Here is a 22048-nt window from a genome sequence, read left to right as displayed (position 1 = left end):
TGGCAGTGTTACGGAGAGAACCACCGATCCGAAATACCGACCAACGGAGTCCCCGTGTCGCTGCCACCCCTGGTCGAGCCAGCATCTGAGCTCACCGTCGACGAGGTTCGCAGGTACTCCCGCCACCTGATCATCCCCGACGTGGGGATGGACGGGCAGAAGCGGCTGAAGAACGCCAAGGTGCTGTGTGTGGGCGCCGGCGGCCTCGGGTCGCCGGCGCTGATGTACCTCGCCGCGGCGGGCGTCGGCACGCTCGGCATCGTGGAGTTCGACGAGGTCGACGAGTCGAACCTGCAGCGCCAGATCATCCACAGCCAGGCCGACATCGGCCGCTCCAAGGCGGCGTCGGCGAAGGACTCCGTCCTCGGCATCAACCCGTACGTGAACGTGATCCTCCACGAAGAGCGGCTTGAGGCCGAGAACGTGATGGACATCTTCAGCCAGTACGACCTGATCGTCGACGGCACGGACAACTTCGCCACCCGGTACCTGGTCAACGACGCGTGCGTGCTGCTCAACAAGCCGTACGTGTGGGGTTCGATCTACCGCTTCGACGGCCAGGCCTCCGTCTTCTGGAGCGAGCACGGCCCGTGCTACCGCTGCCTCTACCCGGAGCCCCCGCCCCCCGGCATGGTCCCGTCCTGCGCCGAGGGCGGCGTCCTCGGCGTGCTCTGCGCGTCCATCGGCTCCATCCAGGTCACCGAGGCGATCAAGGTCCTGGCCGGCGTGGGAGACCCGCTGGTCGGCCGCCTGATGATCTACGACGCCCTGGAGATGCAGTACCGCCAGGTCAAGGTCCGCAAGGACCCGGACTGCGCGGTCTGCGGCCCGAACGCCACCGTCACCGAGCTCATCGACTACGAGGCCTTCTGCGGCGTCGTGTCCGACGAGGCCCAGGAGGCGGCGCTCGGCTCGACGATCACTCCCAAGCAGCTCAAGGAGTGGATCGACGCGGACGAGAAGATCGAGATCATCGATGTTCGCGAGCAGAACGAGTGGGAGATCGTCTCGATCCCCGGCGCCAAGCTGATCCCGAAGAACGAGTTCCTCATGGGCACCGCCCTGGAGAGCCTTCCGCAGGACAAGAAGATCGTCTTGCACTGCAAGACCGGTGTCCGGTCCGCGGAGGTCCTCGCCGTGCTGAAGTCCGCGGGCTTCAGCGACGCGGTGCACGTGGGTGGCGGCGTGATCGGGTGGGTCAACCAGATCGAGCCGGACAAGCCGATCTACTAGGCGTAGCGCCTGAACGGAGATAGGGCCCGCACCTTTGAGGTGCGGGCCCTATCGCCTCAAGGGCTCGTCCTCAAACGCCGGACGGGCTGGAGTGGGCCGCGGTCTCAGGTCTCGCAGACCTTGCCGTCCTTCGGCGGGGTTCCGTTCAGCAGGTAGTCGTCGACCGTGTCGTCCACGCAGTCGCTGCCGCTGCCGTACGCGCCGTGGCCCTCGCCCTTCCAGGTCAGCTCGACGCCGACACCCTTGCCGAGCTCGTCCGCCATCTTGCGGGCGCCTTCGTAGGGCGTCGCCGGGTCTCCGGTGTTGCCGACGACCAGGACCGGGTCCGCGCCCTGGGCGCTCACGTCGGTTGAGTCGTGCAGCCCGGCCACCGGCCAGTCGTAGCACCAGCCGGCCGTGTCCCAGCCCATGAACTCCCCGAAGACCGGCGATATCTCACGGAACTCGCCAAGACTCGCCTTCGCCTCCCGGGGCGTCGTACGCCCCTTGTCGTCGAGGCAGGAGATCGAGCGCTGCGAGTGGCTCTGCGTGCTGTAACGGCCGGACGCGGAGCGCTCGTTGTAGAGGTCGGCCAGCTGGAGCAGCGCCGATCCGTCGCCCTTCTCGGCCTGTTCGAGACCGCGGGTCAGGGCGGGCCAGCTCGTCTTGCTGTAGAGGGTGACCGTGATGCCGGTGGTGGCCAGGGACTGGGTGAGCTTCCGGCCGCCCGAAGCGGGCAGCGGCTTCGCGTCGAGGCGCTTGAGGAGGCGCACTATCTTCTGCGAGCCGGCCTCGGGGTCCTGGCCCGAGGACCTCAGGTAGTTCTCCAGGGCGCGTTGGAAGCCCCGCGCCTGGTTCTTCGAGTGGCCCACCGAGTCCGCGGTCGGATCGACGACGGCGTCCAGGGTGAGGCGTCCCACCTTCTTGGGGAACAAGTGCGCGTAGACACCGCCGAGTTCGGTGCCGTACGAGATGCCCATGTAGTGCAGCTTCTCGTCGCCGAGCACCTGGCGCATCACGTCCATGTCCTGGGCGGCCTCCGCCGTCGAGACATGGCCGAGCAGCTTGCCCGAGTCGCGCGCGCAGCCCGCGCCGAAGTCGGCCGCGTCCTTGAAGTACGCCGCTTCCTCGGCCGGAGTGTCAGGAGTGAGGTCGACGGACTCCGCGGCCTGGGTCTTCTTGTCGCTGCGGCAGCGCACACCCTCGCTGCCGTCGACCCCGCGCGGGTCGAAGCTCACCAGGTCGTAGCGCTCGCGCAGCTTCTCGTACCCGTCGGCGAACGACGGCAGCATGGAGACGCCGGAGCCGCCGGGCCCGCCGAAGTTGAACAGGAGCGAGCCGATGCGCTCGCCCTTGCCGGTGGACCTGGCACGGATCAGCGCGACGTCGATCGTCTCGCCGTCCGGCTTCTTGTAGTCCAAGGGGACCTTGAGGGTCGAGCACTGCCACTCGGAGCCGGGTGCGGGGTCGCTGCCGGTCGCCTTGCAGCCGCCCCAGTCGAGCTTCTGACTGATGAGCGAGGCGGGCAGGGCGGAGGAGGCGTCGGGCTTCGGTGACTGCTCGGGGCCGGTCGGCGCGGGCTTCGCGTCGTCGCGCCCGTCCCCGTCGGACCCGCCGCAGCCGGCGGCTAGCCCCGCCACCAGAATTCCTGCGGCGGCCAGAGCTGCTGACCGTACGAGACGCGGCATGGAGCGGTTCCCCCCTCGTAAGACAATCAGGCCATAGTAGGTGGGGTCACTTGTAGTGGCTCCGGGGGGCCGAGTGGCCCCTGCCGCGTCACGAGCAGACCGTGCCCTCCTTGGGCACCGTGCCGTCCAGCAGATAGCCGTTCACCGCGTTCCGCACGCACTTGTTCTTGCTGTCGTACGCCCCGTGCCCCTGGCCCTTGTACGTCAACTCGACGCCGACGCCCTTGCCCAGCGCGTCCGCCATCTTCTTCGCGCCCTCGTACGGTGTGGCCGGGTCGCCCGTGTTGCCGATGACGACGATGGGCGGCGCGTCCGGCGCGCTGACGTCCGGGTGGTCGGCGGCGCCGTCCACCGCCCAGTCGGTGCAGCCGACCATGCCCCACGCGAGATAGTCGCCGAACAGCGGCGACGCCTTACGGAACTCGGGGAGCTTCTTCTCGACGTACTCCGGCGTGTAGCGGGCCTTGTCGTCCGCGCAGTTGATGGAGATGTTGGCGGCCTGGATATTGCTGTACGTACCGTCTTCGTTGCGGCCGTTCATGGAGTCGGAGAGCGCCATGAGGATCTTGCCGTCCCCGTCGTACGCCTGGTCGAGGCCCTCGGTGAGATACGGCCAGAAGTCCTTGGAGTACAGCGCCTGCGCGATGCCGTTGGTGGCGGCGGTCTGCGTCAGCTCGCGCGAGGCCTGGGCCGGCAGGGGCTTGGCGTCCAGCTTCTTGAGGAGACCCGCGATCTTGTCCTTGACGTCCTGCTCGGTGTCGCCGACAGGGCAGTCATCGACCTTCGACGTGCAGTCCTTGGCGTAGTTGTCGAGCGCGAGCTGGAAGCCCTCGGCCTGTCCGATGGAGCCCTGTTCGGCCGTCTCGGTGGGATCGACGACCGCGTCGAAGACGGCACGGCCCGCCTTCTTGGGGAACAAGTGTGCGTAGACGCCGCCGAGTTCGGTCCCGTACGAGATGCCGAAGTAGTGCAGCTTGTCGTCGCCGAGCACCTGGCGCATCAGGTCCATGTCGCGGGCCGCGTCGGTGGTGCGTACGTGGGGGAGCACCTTGCCGGAGTTCTTCTCGCAGGCGCCGTTGAAACCCTTCACGTTGTCGACGAGCTTCTTCCGCTCGGCGTCGTCGTCGGGAGTGGAGTCCGCCTGGAAGTACGCGTCGAGCTTCTTGTCGTCCTCACACTTCACGCCCGCGCTGCGGCCGACGCCGCGGGGGTCGAAGCTCACCAGGTCGTAGCGGGTGCGCAGTTTGGCGTAGTCCGCGCCGAAGGCGGGCAGCGTGGTGACGCCCGAGCCGCCGGGGCCGCCGAAGTTGAAGACGAGCGATCCGATCCGCTGGTCCTTCTTGCCGCTCGCCGCGGCGCGGATCAGGGCGATGTCGAGGGTGTCCCCCTTGGGCTTGTCCCAGTCGAGAGGGGCCTTCATGGTGGCGCACTGCCATTTCGCGCCGCCGGGCAGCGGGGACGGGGCCTCACCGCCGCCTTCGGAGGAGTCGGGCGCGGGACAGTCCTTCCAGCTGAGCTCCTGAGCCGACAGGTCTGTGTCCTTGGAGGCTGTGGACTCCTTGGAGTCGTCACCGCCGCAGGCCGCGAGGGTTGCGGACAGCAGGACGACGGTGGCGGCGGCACGCGCCTTGAGGTTGGGCATGCTCCCCATCCTGCGGGGGGCACAGACGGGGCGCACGGCTGGCTCGGCCTTCCGTGGAGCGGCCGCCTTCTCTACAGAAGGCCCTTCCTCACAGAAGGCCCTTCCTCGTCAGGTGGTTGAAGAACAGCCACCCCGGAAGCACCGGCAGCCACAGCGTGAGCAGCCGGAAAAGCAGCACCGCGGGCGCCGCCACGTCCTTGGGCACGCCCACCGCGATCAGACCGAACGTGAGCGTCGCCTCTACCGCCCCGACACCGCCGGGCGTGGGCGCCGCCGAGCCGAGCGCGTTACCGGCGAGGAAGACCACGGCGACGCTCGCCAGGGTCAGCGGCTTCATCTCCGTCGTGCTGAAGGCGCGTACCGAGGCGTCGAGACAGAGCACGAACATGAGCGTCAGGAGCAGCATGCCGCCGATGCCGGTGAGCAGCTTCTGCGGGCGCTGCAGTACGTCCAGCATGCGCGGCACGACGCCCGCGAACAGCGACCGCACGCGCGTGACGACGAACTTCCGCAGGAGCGGGATCGCGGTCACCACGAGCACGAGCACCGCGACCGAGAGAAGACCGGCGATGACCGTGCGGGACGGCGACAGGGACGGCGTCTTCTCCGTACCGGTCACATAACCGAAGATCATCAGCAGCATGATGTGCGAGCCGAGCCCGAACAGCTGCGAGGCGCCGACGCTCGCCACCGCGAGGCCGGAACGGACCCCGGAGCGCTGCAGGAAGCGCGTGTTGAGCGCTACGCCGCCCACCGCGGCCGGTGCCACGATCTTCACGAACGACCCGGCGACCTGCGCCTGGACGGCCCGCAGGAACGGCACACGCTCCGGCACGAAGCCCAGCAGGCTCATCGCCGCCGCGAAGTAGCTCAGCGCCGAGCACGCCACGGCCACCAGGACCCAGCCCCACTCGGCCTCGCCGACGATCGTGTTGAAGTCGACGTGGGTGAGCTGGGAGAGCAGGAAGTACGCGCCGATGGCACCGGCGATGAAGCTGATCAGCGTGCGCGGCCTGATGCGCTCGAGCTGTGCGGGTTCGACGGGCGCCTGCGGGCGGATGAGCAGCACCTGGTGGCGGATCTGGGTGAGCAGATCCTCCTCGCGGGCCTGATCGAGCGCCACGTCTATCGCCTGCTTCTCGGCCTGCTTCTCCGCGCGCACGGCCTTGCGGTCGAGGCCCTTGGCACCGTCGGCGGTCTCCGCCGCTTCCTCCGCCGCGTCGGCGTCCGCTTCCGCCGCGCGCGCCAGCTTGTCCTTGCGGGAGGCATCGAGCACCGCCTCGCGCTCGCGCTGCGACCGCTCCCTGGCCAGCTTGCGCAGGGTCGCGCGGGTGGAGCGGGTCAGGGCGATGGGCTGGAGCAGCGGCAGACAGTCGGCGACCGTGTCGGGGCCGAGCACGTCGAGGGCGGTCGCGACCGCGCGCTCGGCGCCCACGCGAAGACCGAAGGCGGTCAGGAGCTGGGCGACGTCCATCCGCAGGACCAGGTCACCGGCGGCGATCTCACCGCCCCGCAGATCGGTCAGGATGACCGTGCCGGAACGATCCACCAAAATCGCGTCACCCGCGAGCCTGCGGTGCGCGATCCGCCGCGACTGGAGCGCCTGCACCTGCCGCCAGGTGTCGCACAGCAGTTCATCGGTGATGACGTCGTCAGGCAGGGAGTCCAGGGTGCGGCCGCCCGTGTGCTCGTAGACGAGCATCACCGCGTCGGGGCCGAGCTCGGAGGTGGCGATCAGCTTGGGCGCGTTGGCTCCGGCCGCGATCGCCGCGTACGCCAGGAGGGCCTCCTGCTCCAGGGCCTGGCGCAGCGACTGCAGGCTGCGGCGCTGGGTGATGCCGCGCAGCGTGAGTCTGCGCCATACGCGGTAGAAGAAGCCCTGCGCCTGCTGCTCGCGGTCGATGACCGTGACGTCCAGGGGCGGGCCGTCCTCCAGGGTGACGAAGTAGCGGCGGCCCCGGTCGCCGTGCTCGCTGTCCGGGGCGTCCTCGCGGGCCGCGCTCACCGGGTGGAAGCCGACGTGCCGCAGCCCGGCGAGCAGCGTCTGGCCGGTGGGCCGGACGTTCGGCGAGCCGACCGCGTAGAGCGTTCCGTAGGCCACGCTCCAGCCGAGCAGGACCGTCAGGAGGATCGAGAACGGCGTCGTGTAGCCGGTGACCAGCATGGTGAAGGCGTCGAGCAGCAGCACCACCCACAGCACCACGCGCCAGCGCGGTCTGCGGGACATCCCCACGGCTGTCATATAGGCGATGACGGGGGCCAGATAGCCGTGCACGGGATCGGTGAGCGCGTGCAGGTCGCCGGGGGACGGCCGGGTCAGCGCCTCCTGGATGGAGCCCGGGGCGGCCTTGGCGACCCAGAGGTCGGTGGCGAGCGTCACGCCGTGCGCGAGGACGGCCGCGAGGACGCCGTCGGCGATGCGCAGACCGTCCCGTTTGACCAGGCGCTCGATGGCGAACGCGACAGGGACGAGCAGGACGCCGATGCTCGCGGTGAGGCCCGCGAACTTGATCAGGAGGTCGGGCGCCTGGTCCGTGCCCTTGTTGATGTCCTGGGCGAGCCCCGACGTCGTGCCGTGCGCGAACGCGGCGATGGCGAGGACCACGACGATCCCGAGGACGCCGACGAGCAGCCGCATCAGGTCCGACGGGCGGTGCACGCGCGCGGCGAGCAGCGGTTCGTCACCTGCGACGCGGTCGGTGTGCGCTCCGTCGTTCTCGGCGCAGTCCTCGGCGGGGCCGTCGGGGACGAAGTCGGCGTGCGCGTCCTGCTCGGGCTTCTCGTTCCGCTTGTCCCGCTTGTCCCGCTTGTCCCGCTCGTACTTCTCGGGCTTCTCGTTCTTCTCGTTCTTCGTCAGGGAGTGCCCACCGGTGTCCGGGTGCGCCTCGGCCGCAGGGGTGCCCGCCGTCTCATCGGGGTGCACGTCCTGCTGCTCCGTCGCCTCTTCTTGATCTCGTATCACCAGTCACCGCCCGCACGATGGTGGCATGCTCCACCGACAGAGGGGGGCATCAGGGTGCAATGCGGGGGCGCGAAGTATTCACGGAGCTCCAGTTTGTCGCGTACCGCACACTCTGTCGCGGGGCCGTCACGGTGTCGGTGGGGTACGGCAGGATGGTCCGGATGAGCGAGGAGAACGGACCGGAACAGGAGCTCTTGAGGTACCCGGAGTACGCCGAGCGGGTCTTCGAGGTCGCGGAGCTGATCCCGCCGGGGCGGGTGATGACGTACGGGGACGTCGCCGAGTGGCTGGAGGAGGGCGGCCCCCGACAGGTCGGCCGGGTGATGGCCCTCTACGGGGACGCGGTTCCGTGGTGGCGTGTGGTGCGCGCGGACGGTCGGCTGCTGCCGGGCCACGAACTGCGGGCGCTCGGCCACTACCGCGACGAGGGCACTCCGCTGCGTGAGGCGGGCCGTGCGTCCGAGGGGCATGTGCCGCGCCTCGACATGCGGCGGGCGCGCTGGGACGGCGCCGCGGCCAGTGATGGCGCCGCGGCGAGTGGCGGCGGGGCGGGAAGCGGCGGTGCCGCTCGCCCGCAGGCTCCGGGGGCTCACACCTGACAGCTTCGGCCATCCCGGGGCGTCGCGGGGAGCCGGTGGCCCGTACGGGGGAAGCCGAGCGTCACGCACGCCCGCTGACCCGTACGGGGGAAGCCACGCGTCACCCACGCCCGCTGGCGTAGCGTCGACAGCACGCATTTCTCTCACCCCGCAGCCATCGCGCAGCTGTATCTCGACCCGTACACCCACCAGGACCGGCGACCCACGTGAGCTCCACTTCTTCCGCCCGGCACACCCGGCACCCGTCGCACCTCCAGGTGCGACAGGGGTCCCAGGGTGCCTATCGGCTGGTGCGTACCCCGCCGGTCCACGTGGCTCCCCCTCGTCTTGACGCACGACAGCGTGCGGTGGTTGACCACCCCGGAGGGCCACTGCTCGTCCTGGCGGGGCCCGGCACCGGCAAGACGACGACGCTCGTGGAGTCCGTCGCCGCCCGGATCGCGAAGGGCACGGAGCCGGAGCGGGTCCTTGTCCTCACCTTCAGCCGCAAGGCCGCGGTGGAGCTGCGCGACCGTATGGCGCTGCGCATGGGCGCGGCCGACGCCCCGCAGGCGACGACCTTCCACTCCTTCTGTTACGCCCTCATCCGCGCCCACCAGGACGCGGACCTGTTCGTCGAGCCGCTCCGGCTCCTCTCGGGTCCCGAGCAGGACGTGGCCGTACGGGAGCTGCTCGCGGGCCAGATCGACCTGGCGGGCGAGGGGCGCTCCCACATCCGCTGGCCGGACGAGCTGAGGGCCTGCCTGACGACGCGGGGCTTCGCCGACGAAGTGCGCGCGGTGCTCGCCCGGAGCCGTGAACTGGGTCTTGGCCCCGACGCCCTGAACGCCTTCGCCCGCCGCGCGGGGCGACCGGACTGGGGTGCGGCGGCGGCGTTCCTCGCGGAGTACCTGGACGTACTCGACATGCAAGGAGTGCTCGACTACGCGGAACTCGTGCACCGTGCGGTGCTGCTCGCGCGGCGCCCCGAGGTCGCGCGGGCGCTCGGCGCGCAGTACGACGCGGTGTTCGTGGACGAGTACCAGGACACGGATCCGGCGCAGGTACGGCTCCTTGACGCGCTGGCCGGTGGCGGGCGCTCCCTCGTCGCGTTCGGCGACCCCGACCAGTCGATCTACACCTTCCGGGGCGCCGATGTGAACGGCATCCTGGAGTTCCCCTCCGACTTCCCGCGCGCGGACGGCACTCCGGCGCCGGTCGAGGTCCTGACGACCTCCCGCAGGTCCGGATCCGCTCTCCTCGCTGCCACCCGCCTGCTCACCCGGCGCATGCCGCTGACCAGGCTGCCCGCGGAGAAGGTACGGGCCCACCGGGAGCTGACCGCGGTCCGGGACGGCGGCCGCGTCGATACGTACACCTATCCGACGTCCGGTGCCGAGCTCGACAACATCGCGGACATCCTGCGCCGCGCGCACCTGGAGGACGGCGTCCCCTGGAACGAGATGGCGGTCCTGGTCCGCGCGGGAGCCCACACGATCCCCGCGTTCCGGCGCAGCCTCACCGCGGCGGGCGTCCCCCTGGACATAGACGGCGACGACATCGCACTGCGCCACGAACCGGCGGTCACGCCTCTGCTCACGGCGCTGCGGGCGGTGGCGGAGGCGGTGGTGTCGCAGGCTTCGCCTTATGGGGGCAGGGACAGGGGCGGGGACGGGGTCGGGGCTCATGCCGAGCGTGAGTCGGAGGGCGAGCGCGAGAGTGAGCCCGGGTCGGAGGTCGTGTCCGGGGCCGACGCCGAGGCCGCGCCGGGGTCTGTCGACGCCGATGCCGACCCCACGTCCGACTCCGCGTCCGACCCCGCAGCCACCACCGCCCCTACCGCTTCCCCCGCCCTCACCCCTGCCCCCGCCTGGCTCGACACCGAGACCGCCCTGACCCTCCTCACGTCGCCCCTCGCCGGTATGGACGCCGCCGACCTCCGTCGGCTCGGGCGGGCGCTTAGGGCGGAGGAGAGGGACGCGGGGAGCCATCTTCCGGCGCCCTCCGACGAACTGCTCGCCCGCGCGCTCGCCGAACCGGAGCGGCTCGTCGCGCACGACCCCGCGTACGCGCGTGGCGCCCAGCGGCTCGGTGCGCTGCTTCGTAAGGCCCGTGAGAGTCTCGCGGGCGGCGGCACCGCCGAGGAGGCGCTCTGGGAGCTGTGGGACGGCACACCGTGGCCGCGCCGCCTCGAGCGGACCGCGCGCCGAGGCGGCGCCGCCGGGCGGAACGCGGACCGTGATCTCGACGCGGTCTGCGCCCTGTTCGCGTACGCCTCCCGCACGGAGGAACGCACCGGAGGGCGCGGCGCCCTCAACTTCCTGGAGGAGACCGAGGCGCAGGACATCGCCGCCGACACCCTCACCCGCAGGGCGGTACGCCCCGACGCCGTACGCCTGATGACGGCGCACCGTTCCAAGGGCCTCGAATGGCGGGTCGTGGTGGTCGCGGGAGTCCAGGAAGGAGTCTGGCCGGACCTGCGTCGCCGCGGTTCCCTCCTGGAGGCCGACCGCATCGGAAGCGACGGCCTCGCCGAGCCCCTCACTCCCGGAGCGCTCCTCTCCGAAGAGCGCCGGTTGTTCTACGTGGCCGCCACGCGCGCGCGTGAACGCCTGGTCGTCACCGCCGTCAAGGCGCCCGCGGACGACGGCGACCAGCCGTCCCGTTTCCTCACCGAACTCGGTGTGGAGCCCAAGGACGTCACGGGCCGCCCGCGCCGACCCCTGTCCGTCTCCGCGCTCGTCGCCGAGCTGCGCTCCACCACCGTCGACCCCCGGGTCTCGGAGCCCCTGCGCGAGGCCGCCGCCCGCCGTCTGGCCCGGCTCGCCGCGCTGAGTGACGCCGACGGGCGCCCCCTGGTGCCGTCCGCGCACCCGTACCGCTGGTGGGGCATGTACGAACCGACGGCGAGCGAGGTTCCCCTGAGGGACCGCGACAAGCCCGTCGTCCTCTCCGGAAGCGCCCTGGACCAGCTCGCCAACACCTGCTCCCTGCAATGGTTCCTGGGCCGCGAGGTGAAGGCGGACGCCCCCTCGACCGCCGCCCAGGGCTTCGGCAACGTGGTCCACGTCCTGGCCGACGAGGTCGCGTCCGGCACGACACCCGCCGACCTCGCCGTCCTCATGGAGCGCCTCGACTCGGTCTGGGACGCGCTGGCCTTCGACGCCCCCTGGAAGTCGGCGCAGGAGAAGGAGCACGCGCGCGTGGCGCTCGAACGCTTCCTCCAGTGGCATGTGACGGACCGCGCCACCCGTACCCCCGTCAGCAGTGAGCACGACTTCGACGTCACCCTCGAAGCGGGGCCCTACGAAGTACGCGTGCGCGGCTCCATGGACCGCGTCGAGACGGACGCGCAGGGCCGTGCCTACGTGGTCGACTTCAAGACGGGCAAACAGACCCCCACCGCCGCCGAGGTGGCCCGCCACCCGCAGCTCGCCGTCTACCAGCTCGCCCTGCGCGAAGGCGCGGTCGACGACGCCTTCGAAGGCGTACGTCCTGAGGCGGGCGGCGCGGAACTGGTGCAACTGCGCCAGGGCGCCGCCAAGAAGGACGGCGGTGAGTCCCTGCCCAAGGTGCAGGCCCAGGAGCCGCTCTCCGGGGAGTGGGTGGGCGACCTCCTCGCCACCGCGGCAGGCAAGGTCCTCGACGAGCGCTTCTCACCCACCACCGGCCAGCACTGCACGCACTGTGCCTTCCGCGCCTCGTGCAGTGCGCGGCCCGAGGGCCGGCAGGTGGTGGAATGACACCCATGGGCACCAACCGGGACGCCAGTGGCCAACGTCACCTCCCCGCGCCCCCGCACATAGCAGCCGCACAGGCCATCTAAGGTCGCGGCAAAGCTCAACGTCTTTCGAGGAGAAACACACATGGCAGCCAACCGGAAGCTCCTGGCCGCGGCAGTCGTCTGCGCCGCCGCAGTCGTCGGCGTCACGGGCTGCAGCAGCGACGGCGGCAACGACCCCTTCAAGGGGAAGAGTGCCGACCAGATCGCCAAGAAGGCCATCAACGCCTCCAAGGGCGCGGGCTCCTTCAAGGTCACCGGCAAGGGTGAGCAGCAGGGCAAGCCGATGCAGGTCGACTTCGCCGTCGCCAAGTCCGACGACTGCCAGGGGAAGACGGGCTCCCCGTCCACCGGCATCGGCGAGATCCTCGTGTCCGGCAAGTCCTCGTACTTCAAGGGCGACGACAAGTTCTGGAAGAGCACGGGCAGCTCCGCCCTGGGCGCCAAGCTCAAGGGCCGCTGGATGAAGTCGCCGCAGGGCCAGACGGCCAAGACCTGCGACAGGGACCAGATGTTCGAGTCCAAGGGGCTCAAGGGTCTCGAGCGCGGGGACGACGCCGAGATCGACGGCAAGAAGACGGCTGTCCTCACCAAGAAGGACGGCGGGCAGACCGTCACGTACCACGTCGCTCTGGACGGAAAGCCGTACTTCCTGCAGATCGACAAGAAGGGCGGCGACGACCCCGTCAAGCTGAACTTCAGCGACTACGGCAAGCCCGTCGTCGTCAAGGCTCCGGCGGCCGATGACGTCGTCGAGCAGGACGACCTGAAGAAGCTGATGGGCTCCTGACCGTCCGGTCGCGGAAGCGGCCGCCTCGCGGCGGCGGCTTCTGACGGCCCCCTGGCCGCGGCCCCTGACGGCCGGATACGCCCCGGTTGTCAGTGGTCGCCGCTAGCCTCTCTGACGTGCCACCTCGCATCACCGACCCCGAGCAGCTCAAAGAGCTCCTCGGCATCCCGTTCACCCCGGAGCAGACGGCCTGCATCACCGCGCCGCCCGCCCCGCAGGTGATCGTGGCCGGAGCCGGGTCGGGCAAGACGACGGTGATGGCGGCCCGCGTGGTCTGGCTGGTCGGCACCGGCCAGGTCGCCCCGGAGCAGGTCCTCGGCCTGACGTTCACGAACAAGGCGGCGGGCGAACTCGCCGAGCGCGTGCGGCAGGCGCTCATCAAGGCCGGGGTCACCGACCCCGAGGCGCTCGACCCGGACCACCCTCCGGGCGAGCCCGTCATCTCCACCTACCACGCCTTCGCGGGCCGCCTCCTGACCGACCACGGCCTGCGCATAGGGCTCGAACCCACCGCCCGGCTGCTCGCCGACGCCACCCGTTTCCAGCTCGCCGCGCGCGTGCTGCGCGAGGCGCCAGGCCCGTATCCCGCGCTGACCCGCTCCTTCCCCGACCTCGTCAGCGACCTCCTCGCGCTCGACAGCGAGCTCGCGGAGCACCTCGTGCGCCCCGACAGGCTCCGGGCGTACGACACCGAACTGCTGCACGCCCTGGAGGGCGCCAAGCTCTCCAACGCGGACCTGCGCAAGGTGCCGGAGACAGCGGCGGCCCGGCTCGAACTGGCCGAGCTCGTCGGCCGCTACAGGGAGGCGAAGCGCTCCCGCGACCTCCTCGACTTCGGCGACCAGATCGCCCTCTCGGCGACCCTTGCCCGCACCCGCGCGGAGGTCGGCGAGATCCTGCGCGAGGAGTTCCGGGTCGTCCTGCTCGACGAGTATCAGGACACTTCGGTGGCCCAGCGCATCCTTCTGGCAGGCCTCTTCGGAGGCGGCACGGGCCATCCCGTGACGGCGGTCGGCGACCCCTGCCAGGCGATCTACGGCTGGCGTGGCGCGTCCGTGGCGAACCTGGACGACTTCCCCGAGCACTTCGCGTACGCCGACGGGCGCCCCGCCGCCCGCCACGCGCTCAGCGAGAACCGCCGCAGCGGCGGCCGTCTCCTGGACCTGGCGAACGGCCTCGCGGAGCCGCTGCGCGCGATGCACGCGGGCGTGGAGGCCCTGCGGCCCGCGCCCGGCGCCGAGCGCGACGGCATGGTGCGCTGCGCCCTGCTGCGTACGCACGCCGAGGAGATCGACTGGATCGCCGACTCCATCGCGCACCTCGTGCGCACCGGAAAGGCGCCCGGCGAGATCGCCGTCCTGTGCCGCACGGCCACGGACTTCGCACAGATCCAGGGCGCGCTGGTCGCCCGTGACGTCCCCGTGGAGGTCGTGGGCCTCTCCGGGCTTCTGCACCTGCCCGAGGTCGCCGACCTCGTCGCCGTCTGCGAGGTGCTCCAGGACCCGGGCGCGAACGCCTCCCTGGTGCGCCTGCTGACCGGCCCGCGCTGGCGCGTCGGCCCGCGCGACCTCGCCCTCCTGGGCCGCCGCGCACGCCTTCTCGTACGGCACGGGCACGCGGCCCCCGACGACCCGGACCGGCGGCTCGCCGAAGCCGTCGAGGGGGTCGACCCGGCCGAGGTGATATCGCTCGCGGACGCGCTCGACACGTTCCTGGAGACGCCTCTGGAGGAGGACACACAGGACGACGGTCTGCCCTTCTCGCCGGAGGCGAGGGTGCGGTTCGCCCGCCTCGCCGTCGAGCTCCGCGATCTGCGCCGCTCCCTGTCCGACCCGCTGATGGACGTGCTGCACCGGGTCCTCGCCGTCACGGGCCTCGAAGTCGAACTCTCCGCGTCGCCGCACGCCCTCGCGGCCCGCCGCCGCGAGACGCTGTCGAACTTCCTGGACGTCGCCGCGTCCTTCGCCGCGAACGACAGCGGGGCGAGCCTGCTGGCCTTCCTCGCCTTCCTGCGGACGGCCGCGCAGTACGAGAAGGGTCTGGACAACGCCCTGCCCGGCGGCGAGAACACCGTCAAGGTGCTCACCGCGCACAAGTCCAAGGGCCTGGAGTGGGACGTCGTGGCCGTCCCCGGCCTGGTCACCGGGACGTTCCCCAGCACCCAGGGCCGCGAGAAGTGGACGGCGCAGGGCAAGGTCGTCCCGCACGCGCTGCGCGGGGACGCGGCGACCCTGCCCGACATCGAGGCGTGGGACTCCCGGTCCATGAAGGCGTTCCACGAGGACATGAAGGACCACCAGCGCACCGAGGAGCTCCGCCTCGGCTATGTGACGTTCACCCGCCCCCGCTCGCTCCTCCTGGGCTCAGGCCACTGGTGGGGCCCTTCGCAGAAGAAGCCGCGCGGCCCCTCGGACTTCCTCAAGGCGCTGTACGACCACTGCGCGGTGGGCCACGGAGAGATCGAGGCCTGGGCGGACGAACCGGAGGAGGGCGAGGAGAACCCCGCCCTCGCGGAGGCCGCGGCCGAACACGCGTGGCCGCTCCCGCTGGACGACATGTCCCTGGTCCGCCGCCGGGCCGCCGCACAGACGGTCCTCACGCATCTGGACAGCCTGACGGGGCAGGGTGCTCCGGGCGGCGACGCCCGCTCGCACGAAGAGCCCCACCCTTCGGCGTACGACGACGTGCCCCCGTCCGACGACCCGGACTGGCCGCCCCCTCCGGAGGAGGACGAAGAGCCGCCCCACGCGGAGGCCGAGCCGCCCGACGCCGACCCCGAGGAGTGGGACTCCTGGACATCGGCCCGTCCGGCGATCCCGCACCAGGTGGCCGCCCCGCCCTCCGCGACCGCCCGCCCGCACCCTGCCGACGCCATCCCTGAGGAGCCCCGCCTCACCCCGGAGGAGGCCCGCCTCACCCCTGAGGAGGCCCGCACGCTCGCCTCCTGGGACCGCGACCTGGACGCCCTCACCGGCGAACTCCTGCGCGCCCGAGAAGCGATCAGGGACATTCCCGTACCGGCATCGCTCACCGCCTCCGAAGTGCTGCGCCTGGCCGCCGACCCCGAGGGTTTCGCGCAGGAGCTCGCCCGCCCCATGCCACGCCCGCCGCAGCCCGCGGCCCGCCGGGGCACCCGTTTCCACGCCTGGATCGAGACCCGCTTCGAGGAGCTGCGCCTCCCGCTGCTCGCCCCCGACGACCTGCCGGGCGGCGGCCCCGGCGAGGCCGAGATCGCCGACGAACGCGACCTGGACGCACTCAAGGAGGCCTTCGAGCGCACCGAGTACGCCCACCGCACCCCCCACCGCGTCGAGGTGCCCTTCCAGCTGACGCTCGCGGGCCGTGTCGTCCGCGGCCGGATCGACGCGGTCTACAAGGAGGTCCACGGCGACGACGTGACGTACGAGATCGTCGACTGGAAGACCAGCCGCACCCGCACCGCGGACCCCCTCCAGCTCGCCGTCTACCGCCTGGCCTGGGCCGAGCTGCACGGCGTGCCCCCGGAGTCCGTGAAGGCGTCGTTCCTGTACGTGCGCAGCGGTGAGATCTCCCGCCCCGCGCACCTGCCGGGCCGGGCCGGTCTTGAGCGGATTCTCCTGGAGGAACCGGGCGGGCGTCCGGGTGATGAACCAGCGGACGAGTCGGCTCCCGGGGACGGATAGGCTCGTGACCATGAGCCAGTCCGTTGACAGCGACGTCAGTGGCGGCAGCGCCGTCCGTACGTTCATCCAGACCCACCGTGCCGCCTTCCTCGACGATCTCGCCGAGTGGCTGCGCATCCCGTCCGTGTCGGCGCAGCCCGATCACGGACAGGACGTGCGGCGCAGCGCGGACTGGCTCGCGGCCCAGCTCAAGGAGACCGGCTTCCCGACCGTCGAGGTCTGGCCGACGGCCGGCGCTCCCGCCGTCTTCGCCGACTGGCCCTCCGGGGACCCCGAGGCCCCCACGGTCCTCGTCTACGGCCACCACGACGTGCAGCCCGCGGCCCGCGAGGACGGCTGGCACACCGATCCCTTCGAGCCCGTCGTCCAGGGAAACCGCCTCTACGCGCGCGGGGCGGCCGACGACAAGGGCCAAGTGTTCTTCCACACACTCGGCGTCCGCGCCCACCTCGCCGCCACCGGCCGCACCGCCCCCGCGGTGAACCTCAAGCTCCTGATCGAGGGCGAGGAGGAGTCGGGCTCTCCGAACTTCCGCGCGCTGATCGAGGAGCACAAGGAACGCATCGCGGCCGACGCGGTGATCGTCTCGGACACCGGCATGTGGGCCGAGGACACTCCGACGGTCTGCACCGGCATGCGCGGCCTCGCCGACTGCGAGATCGAGCTGCGCGGACCCGACCAGGACATCCACTCGGGCTCCTTCGGCGGCGCCGTACCGAACCCGGCGACCGCTGCCGCGCGCCTCGTCGCCGCGCTGCACGACGAGCACGCGCGCGTGGCCGTCCCCGGCTTCTACGAAGGCATCACCGAACTCACCGACCGCGAGCGCGCGCTCTTCGCCGAGCTGCCCTTCGACGAGGAGAGCTGGCTGCGCACGGCCAAGTCGCACGCGACCCACGGAGAAGCGGGCCACACCACCCTGGAGCGCATCTGGGCCCGCCCCACCGCGGAGGTCAACGGCATCGGCGGCGGCTACCAAGGGCCGGGCGGCAAGACGATCGTCCCGTCGTCCGCCTTCCTGAAGCTCTCCTTCCGGCTGGTCGCGGGCCAGGACCCGGACCGCGTCGAAGAGGCCGTGCGCACCTGGGTCGCCGACCAGTTGCCGAACGGAATCAGCCACACGATCACCTTCGGCTCCGCCACGCGCCCGTGCCTGACGCCGCTCGACCACCCCGCCCTGCAGTCAGTCGTACGGGCGATGGGCAAGGCTTTCGGACAGCCGATCCGCTTCACCCGAGAGGGCGGTTCGGGACCGGCTGCCGATCTCCAGGACGTACTCGCCGCCCCCGTGCTCTTCCTGGGCATCTCCGTGCCGTCCGACGGCTGGCACGCGCCGAACGAGAAGGTCGAGATCGATCTGCTCCTCAAGGGAGTCGAGACGGCGGCCTACCTGTGGGGCGATCTCGCCGAGCACTGGCGCGAAGCACACTGAACACCGCCCTGCTGAACCACCCATTCCATCGGGGGAGTTGGAAGCACCTGTGACCACCTGGACCGACCGCACCGCTGACCGTCCCGTCTCGCTCACCGCACCGAGCGGCATCGATCGCGCAGCCCACCACCGCCTCGACGAGGCCTGGCTCGCCGCCGCCTGGAGCCACCCCACGACACGGGTCTTCGTGGTCTCCGGCGGCCAGGTGCTCATCGACGAGACGCCGGACGGCACCACCGAACTGGTGATGACACCGTCCTTCGAAGCGCCCCTCACCGAGGCCCACCGCTACTTCCTGGGCACGGACGACGACGGCGTCAGCTACTTCGCGCTCCAGAAGGACTCCCTGCCCGGCCGCATGGACCAGCAGGCGCGCCCCGCGGGCCTGCGCGAGGCGGGCCTTCTCCTGTCGCCCCGCGACGCGGGCCTGATGGTGCACGCCGTCGCCCTGGAGAACTGGCAGCGCCTGCACCGCTTCTGCTCGCGCTGCGGCGAGCGCACCGTCATCGCGGCGGCCGGCCACATCCGCCGCTGCCAGGCGTGCGGCGCCGAGCACTACCCGCGTACGGACCCGGCCGTGATCATGGCGGTCACGGACGAAGAGGACCGCATCCTGCTCGGCCGCCAGGTGCACTGGCCCGAGGGCCGCTTCTCGACCCTCGCGGGCTTCGTCGAGCCGGGGGAGTCCATCGAGCAGTCCGTGCGCCGCGAGGTCTGGGAGGAGGCGGGCGTGACGGTCGGTGCCGTCGAGTACGTCGCCAGCCAGCCCTGGCCGTTCCCCTCCAGCCTCATGCTGGGCTTCATGGCCTCGGCGACCTCTTCGGAGATCAACGTCGACGGCGAGGAGATCGAGGAGGCCCGCTGGTTCTCCCGGGAGGACCTGCGGGCGGCATTCGAGTCCGGAGAGGTCCTGCCGCCCTACGGGATCTCGATCGCGGCCCGACTGATCGAACTCTGGTACGGAAAGCCGCTGCCGAGGCCGGGCAGCGTCGGCTGAGCCCCCCCGCCGGACGCCGTCGGGCGCCGGACGCAGAAGACCCCCGCACCGTGAGGAGCGGGGGTCTTTCGGCGGAGCGGGGGACTCAGGCGGCGATGGCCTGCTTCACCTGGGCGAGGCTCGGGTTCGTCATCACGGACTCGGTGCCCGCGTCGGAGATGACCAGCAGCGTCGGGACCGTCTGGTTCCCGCCGTTCGCTTTCTCGACAAAGGCCGCGGAATCCGGGTCGTGCTCAATGTTGATCTCGTTGTACGTGATGCCCTCGCGGTCCATCTGGCCCTTGAGCCGGCGGCAGTAGCCGCACCACGTGGTGCTGTACATCGTCACAGTGCCCGGCATGTGTCTCGCGCTCCTTTGTTGCTCGGGGTGCGTCATCGCAATGACCTGAACGTACGTGACCCGGCCACCATTCCCGCATTAGTACGACCGCGCGGGCCTCCCTGTGGACAACGGGCTCACGCGTCTCCGGTGACCTGGCAGCATGGCGGGGTGACAGCAGCAACGCACTCCACACTCTTCCCGCAGGTCCCGGACTCTGCCGACGCGGTGCTCGCCGGGCTCGACCCCGAGCAGCGCGAGGTGGCGACGGCCCTGCACGGACCGGTGTGTGTCCTGGCGGGCGCCGGGACGGGCAAGACACGGGCGATCACCCACCGGATCGCCTACGGCGTGCGTGCCGGGATCCTCCAGCCCGCCAGCGTGCTCGCCGTCACGTTCACCAACCGCGCGGCGGGCGAGATGCGCGGACGCCTGCGCCAGCTCGGCGCCTCCGGAGTCCAGGCACGCACGTTCCACTCCGCCGCCCTGCGCCAGCTCCAGTTCTTCTGGCCGAAAGCAGTCGGTGGCCAGCTGCCCCGGATCGTCGACCGCAAGATCAAACTCGTCGCGGACGCGGCGGCCGCCTCCCGCATCCGCCTCGACCGCAATGAACTGCGCGACGTGACCAGCGAGATCGAGTGGTCCAAGGTCACCCAGACCGTTCCCTCGGACTATGCGGCAGCCGCCGCGAAGTCGGGCCGCCTCATCCCCAGGGACGCGGCGGAGATCGCCCAGATCTACGGGGCGTACGAGGACCTCAAGCGCGACCGCGCCGTCATCGACTTCGAAGACGTCCTGCTCCTGGCCGTCGGCATCCTCCAGGACCGCCACGACATCGCCGACCAGGTCCGCGCCCAGTATCAGCACTTCGTGGTCGACGAATATCAGGACGTCAGCCCGCTTCAGCAGCGCCTCCTGGAGCTGTGGCTCGGCGACCGCGACAGCCTCTGCGTCGTCGGCGACGCCAGCCAGACGATCTACTCCTTCACCGGCGCGACCCCCGACCACCTGCTGAACTTCCGCACCCGCCACCCCGGAGCGACGGTCGTCAAGCTCGTCAGGGACTACCGCTCGACGCCCCAGGTCGTCCACCTCGCCAACGGCCTGCTCTCCCAGGCCCGGGGCCGCGCCGCCGATCACCGCCTAGAGCTGATCTCGCAGCGCGACGCCGGGGCCGAGCCGGTCTACACGGAGTACGCGGACGAGCCCGCCGAGGCCGAAGGCGCCGCCCGCCGCATCAGGGCCCTGATCGCCGACGGTGTCCCGGCGAGCGAGATCGCGGTCCTCTTCCGCACGAACTCCCAGTCCGAGATCTACGAACAGGCGCTCGCCGACGCCAACGTGCCCTATCAGCTGCGCGGCGCCGAGCGGTTCTTCGAGCGCACCGAGGTCCGGGAGGCGGGCGCCGCCCTGCGCGGCGCGGCCCGCTTCGGGGGGAACGACTCCTTGCTCGACGACGTCGTCGACCTGCCCTCGCAGGTGCGTGCCGTCCTCTCCACGAAGGGTTGGACGACACAGCCCCCGGCGGGCTCCGGTGCGGCCCGTGACCGCTGGGAGTCCCTGGCGGCCCTGGTGCGTCTCGCCGAGGACTTCGAGCGGGCCAAGCCCGGGGCGACGCTCTCCGACCTCGTGGGGGAGCTCGACGAGCGCGCGAGCGCCCAGCACGCGCCGACCGTCGAGGGCGTCACCCTCGCCTCGCTGCACGCCGCCAAGGGCCTGGAGTGGGACGCCGTCTTCCTGGTCGGCCTCGCCGAGGGAATGATGCCGATCACGTACGCCAAGACCGACGAGCAGGTCGAGGAGGAGCGCCGCCTCCTGTACGTGGGGGTCACCCGGGCCCGCCTCCACCTCTCCCTCTCCTGGGCCCTTTCCCGCTCGCCGGGCGGTCGCGCGGGACGCCGCCCCAGCCGCTTCCTGGACGGGCTGCGCCCGGGCTCGGGGGCGGGCACGGGATCGCGCGCCGCGGGCGGCGGTCCCGGCGGTGTCGAGCGTGGCTACGGCAGCGGCGGCGAGGAGAGCGGCGGCGCCAGGAGCCGTCGGCGGACGAGCAGGTCCCCGGCCCGGTGCCGCGTCTGCGGACGGAGCCTGACGGACGCGGGCGAGATGAAACTGATGCGGTGCGAGGACTGCCCGTCCGACATGGACGAGGGGCTCTACGAGAGGCTGCGGGAGTGGCGATCGGGCCAGGCGCAGCAGCTGGGACAGCCCGCGTACTGCGTGTTCACGGACAAGACTTTGATCGCCATCGCGGAGGCCGCACCCGACGAGGAGGGCGAGTTGGCCCGGATCCCCGGCGTCGGTGTGCGCAAGCTCAACCGCTATGGATCTGATGTCCTCGCCATTTGTGCAGGTGGAGAGCCTGTAAGGGGCGCCGATGGCAACTGATTCAAACTCGTCGAAAAAATAGTTTGCGCATGCGCAAGGAAGACCCATAGGTTCTTAAGCACGGGAACGGCGGCTTCTCCGAAGCCCCCGCCCCGTGCTGTACTTAATAGCCCGCAGGATCGGTTCCGGCCGATCCCATAGACGCCGAGAGGAGGCGATTCCAGTGATCAGCATCAACGAGAGCTCCATCAGCACCGTGAAAATGACCGATCGCTCGGTCGTCGCTTCCTGCCTGCTCGGCTTCTCGAACCTGGGCACCGGTCTGTCCGGTGGCATCGCTGCCGCCGCCGTCCGTCCGGAGTCCTCCGTCCTGCCTCTGTCCCTCCCGCGTCTCAACGTTCTTCCGACGCGTGAGGTCAATGAGGGCGACGAGCGAGCGACCAAGGCACCGGAAGCAGTAGCGACAGGACAGGCCAAGGCCTATGCCTTTGCCGCAGCCGGTGCCGCATCCAAGACGCAGCAGACGACGAAGCACCACCACATGATGTGGGCCTTCCGTGGGCTCGAACCCTGGAGTGATCCAGTCTGATCCTCGATCAGACCGGCGCCTTCAGGGCCGCGGAACCCCACCCGGGATCCGCGGCCCTTCTGTTTTCCCCA

The 22048-nt window shown here is 71.0% G+C and carries 13 protein-coding genes; 9 read left to right on the top strand and 4 right to left on the bottom strand.

Going from position 1 to position 22048, the window contains the following annotated elements; translation table 11 throughout:
- Positions 1-54: 54 nt before the first annotated feature.
- Positions 55-1233 carry an adenylyltransferase/sulfurtransferase MoeZ gene (gene moeZ, locus ACFVXC_RS09970; RefSeq protein ID WP_389903471.1) on the top strand — a complete coding sequence of 393 codons (1179 nt, stop codon included), beginning with the start codon at positions 55-57 and terminating at the stop codon, positions 1231-1233.
- Between the two features lie 104 nt (positions 1234-1337).
- Here the strand turns inward: moeZ and ACFVXC_RS09965 are convergent, their stop codons facing one another.
- From ACFVXC_RS09965 to ACFVXC_RS09955, 3 genes are all read right to left on the bottom strand, one after another.
- Entirely contained in the window at positions 1338-2900 is a 1563-nt protein-coding gene (locus ACFVXC_RS09965; RefSeq protein ID WP_389903469.1) for an alpha/beta hydrolase, read from the bottom strand.
- Positions 2901-2988: 88 nt separating this feature from the next.
- Complete coding sequence (locus ACFVXC_RS09960) at positions 2989-4542, bottom strand: alpha/beta hydrolase (RefSeq protein WP_389903467.1); 1554 nt, start codon at positions 4540-4542, stop codon at positions 2989-2991.
- Between the two features lie 88 nt (positions 4543-4630).
- Positions 4631-7504, bottom strand: a complete 2874-nt coding sequence (locus ACFVXC_RS09955) for a lysylphosphatidylglycerol synthase domain-containing protein (RefSeq protein WP_389903465.1) — start codon at positions 7502-7504, stop codon at positions 4631-4633.
- A gap of 161 nt (positions 7505-7665) precedes the next feature.
- Here ACFVXC_RS09955 and ACFVXC_RS09950 point away from each other — a divergent pair, with 161 nt between their 5' ends.
- The 6 genes from ACFVXC_RS09950 to nudC all read left to right on the top strand — a co-directional run bounded on the left by ACFVXC_RS09950 (position 7666) and on the right by nudC (position 18744).
- Positions 7666-8103 carry an MGMT family protein gene (locus tag ACFVXC_RS09950; RefSeq protein ID WP_389903463.1) on the top strand — a complete coding sequence of 146 codons (438 nt, stop codon included), beginning with the start codon at positions 7666-7668 and terminating at the stop codon, positions 8101-8103.
- A 206-nt stretch (positions 8104-8309) separates the two neighbouring features.
- Complete coding sequence (locus ACFVXC_RS09945) at positions 8310-11825, top strand: ATP-dependent helicase (protein ID WP_389903461.1); 3516 nt, start codon at positions 8310-8312, stop codon at positions 11823-11825.
- A gap of 123 nt (positions 11826-11948) precedes the next feature.
- A complete protein-coding gene (locus ACFVXC_RS09940) occupies positions 11949-12653 on the top strand; it encodes a hypothetical protein (RefSeq protein WP_389903459.1) in 705 nt (234 codons plus the stop codon).
- A 116-nt stretch (positions 12654-12769) separates the two neighbouring features.
- Positions 12770-16315, top strand: coding sequence for an ATP-dependent DNA helicase (locus tag ACFVXC_RS09935; RefSeq protein WP_389903456.1), 3546 nt, complete (start codon positions 12770-12772; stop codon positions 16313-16315).
- 10 nt (positions 16316-16325) lie between these two features.
- Positions 16326-17747, top strand: coding sequence for a dipeptidase (locus tag ACFVXC_RS09930; protein ID WP_389903454.1), 1422 nt, complete (start codon positions 16326-16328; stop codon positions 17745-17747).
- Between the two features lie 49 nt (positions 17748-17796).
- Positions 17797-18744 (top strand): NAD(+) diphosphatase, encoded by a 948-nt coding sequence (gene nudC / locus ACFVXC_RS09925; protein WP_389903452.1) that lies wholly within the window; start codon positions 17797-17799, stop codon positions 18742-18744.
- Positions 18745-18829: 85 nt separating this feature from the next.
- Here nudC and ACFVXC_RS09920 read toward each other — a convergent pair whose 3' ends face one another.
- Complete coding sequence (locus ACFVXC_RS09920; RefSeq protein WP_361181665.1) at positions 18830-19084, bottom strand: glutaredoxin domain-containing protein; 255 nt, start codon at positions 19082-19084, stop codon at positions 18830-18832.
- A 45-nt stretch (positions 19085-19129) separates the two neighbouring features.
- Here ACFVXC_RS09920 and ACFVXC_RS09915 point away from each other — a divergent pair, with 45 nt between their 5' ends.
- Together ACFVXC_RS09915 and ACFVXC_RS09910 are read left to right on the top strand one after the other, a co-directional pair.
- Positions 19130-21448, top strand: a complete 2319-nt coding sequence (locus ACFVXC_RS09915; protein ID WP_389904403.1) for an ATP-dependent DNA helicase UvrD2 — start codon at positions 19130-19132, stop codon at positions 21446-21448.
- A 163-nt stretch (positions 21449-21611) separates the two neighbouring features.
- On the top strand, positions 21612-21977 hold the full coding sequence (locus ACFVXC_RS09910) for a hypothetical protein (protein ID WP_389903449.1): 366 nt from the start codon (positions 21612-21614) through the stop codon (positions 21975-21977).
- The last annotated feature ends 71 nt before the right edge of the window (positions 21978-22048 follow it).

Source organism: Streptomyces sp. NPDC058257 (assembly GCF_042881845.1).
Classification (GTDB): domain Bacteria; phylum Actinomycetota; class Actinomycetes; order Streptomycetales; family Streptomycetaceae; genus Streptomyces.
Note: the sequence above shows the minus strand (reverse complement) of the source record. Positions and strands in the feature narration are given on the sequence as shown.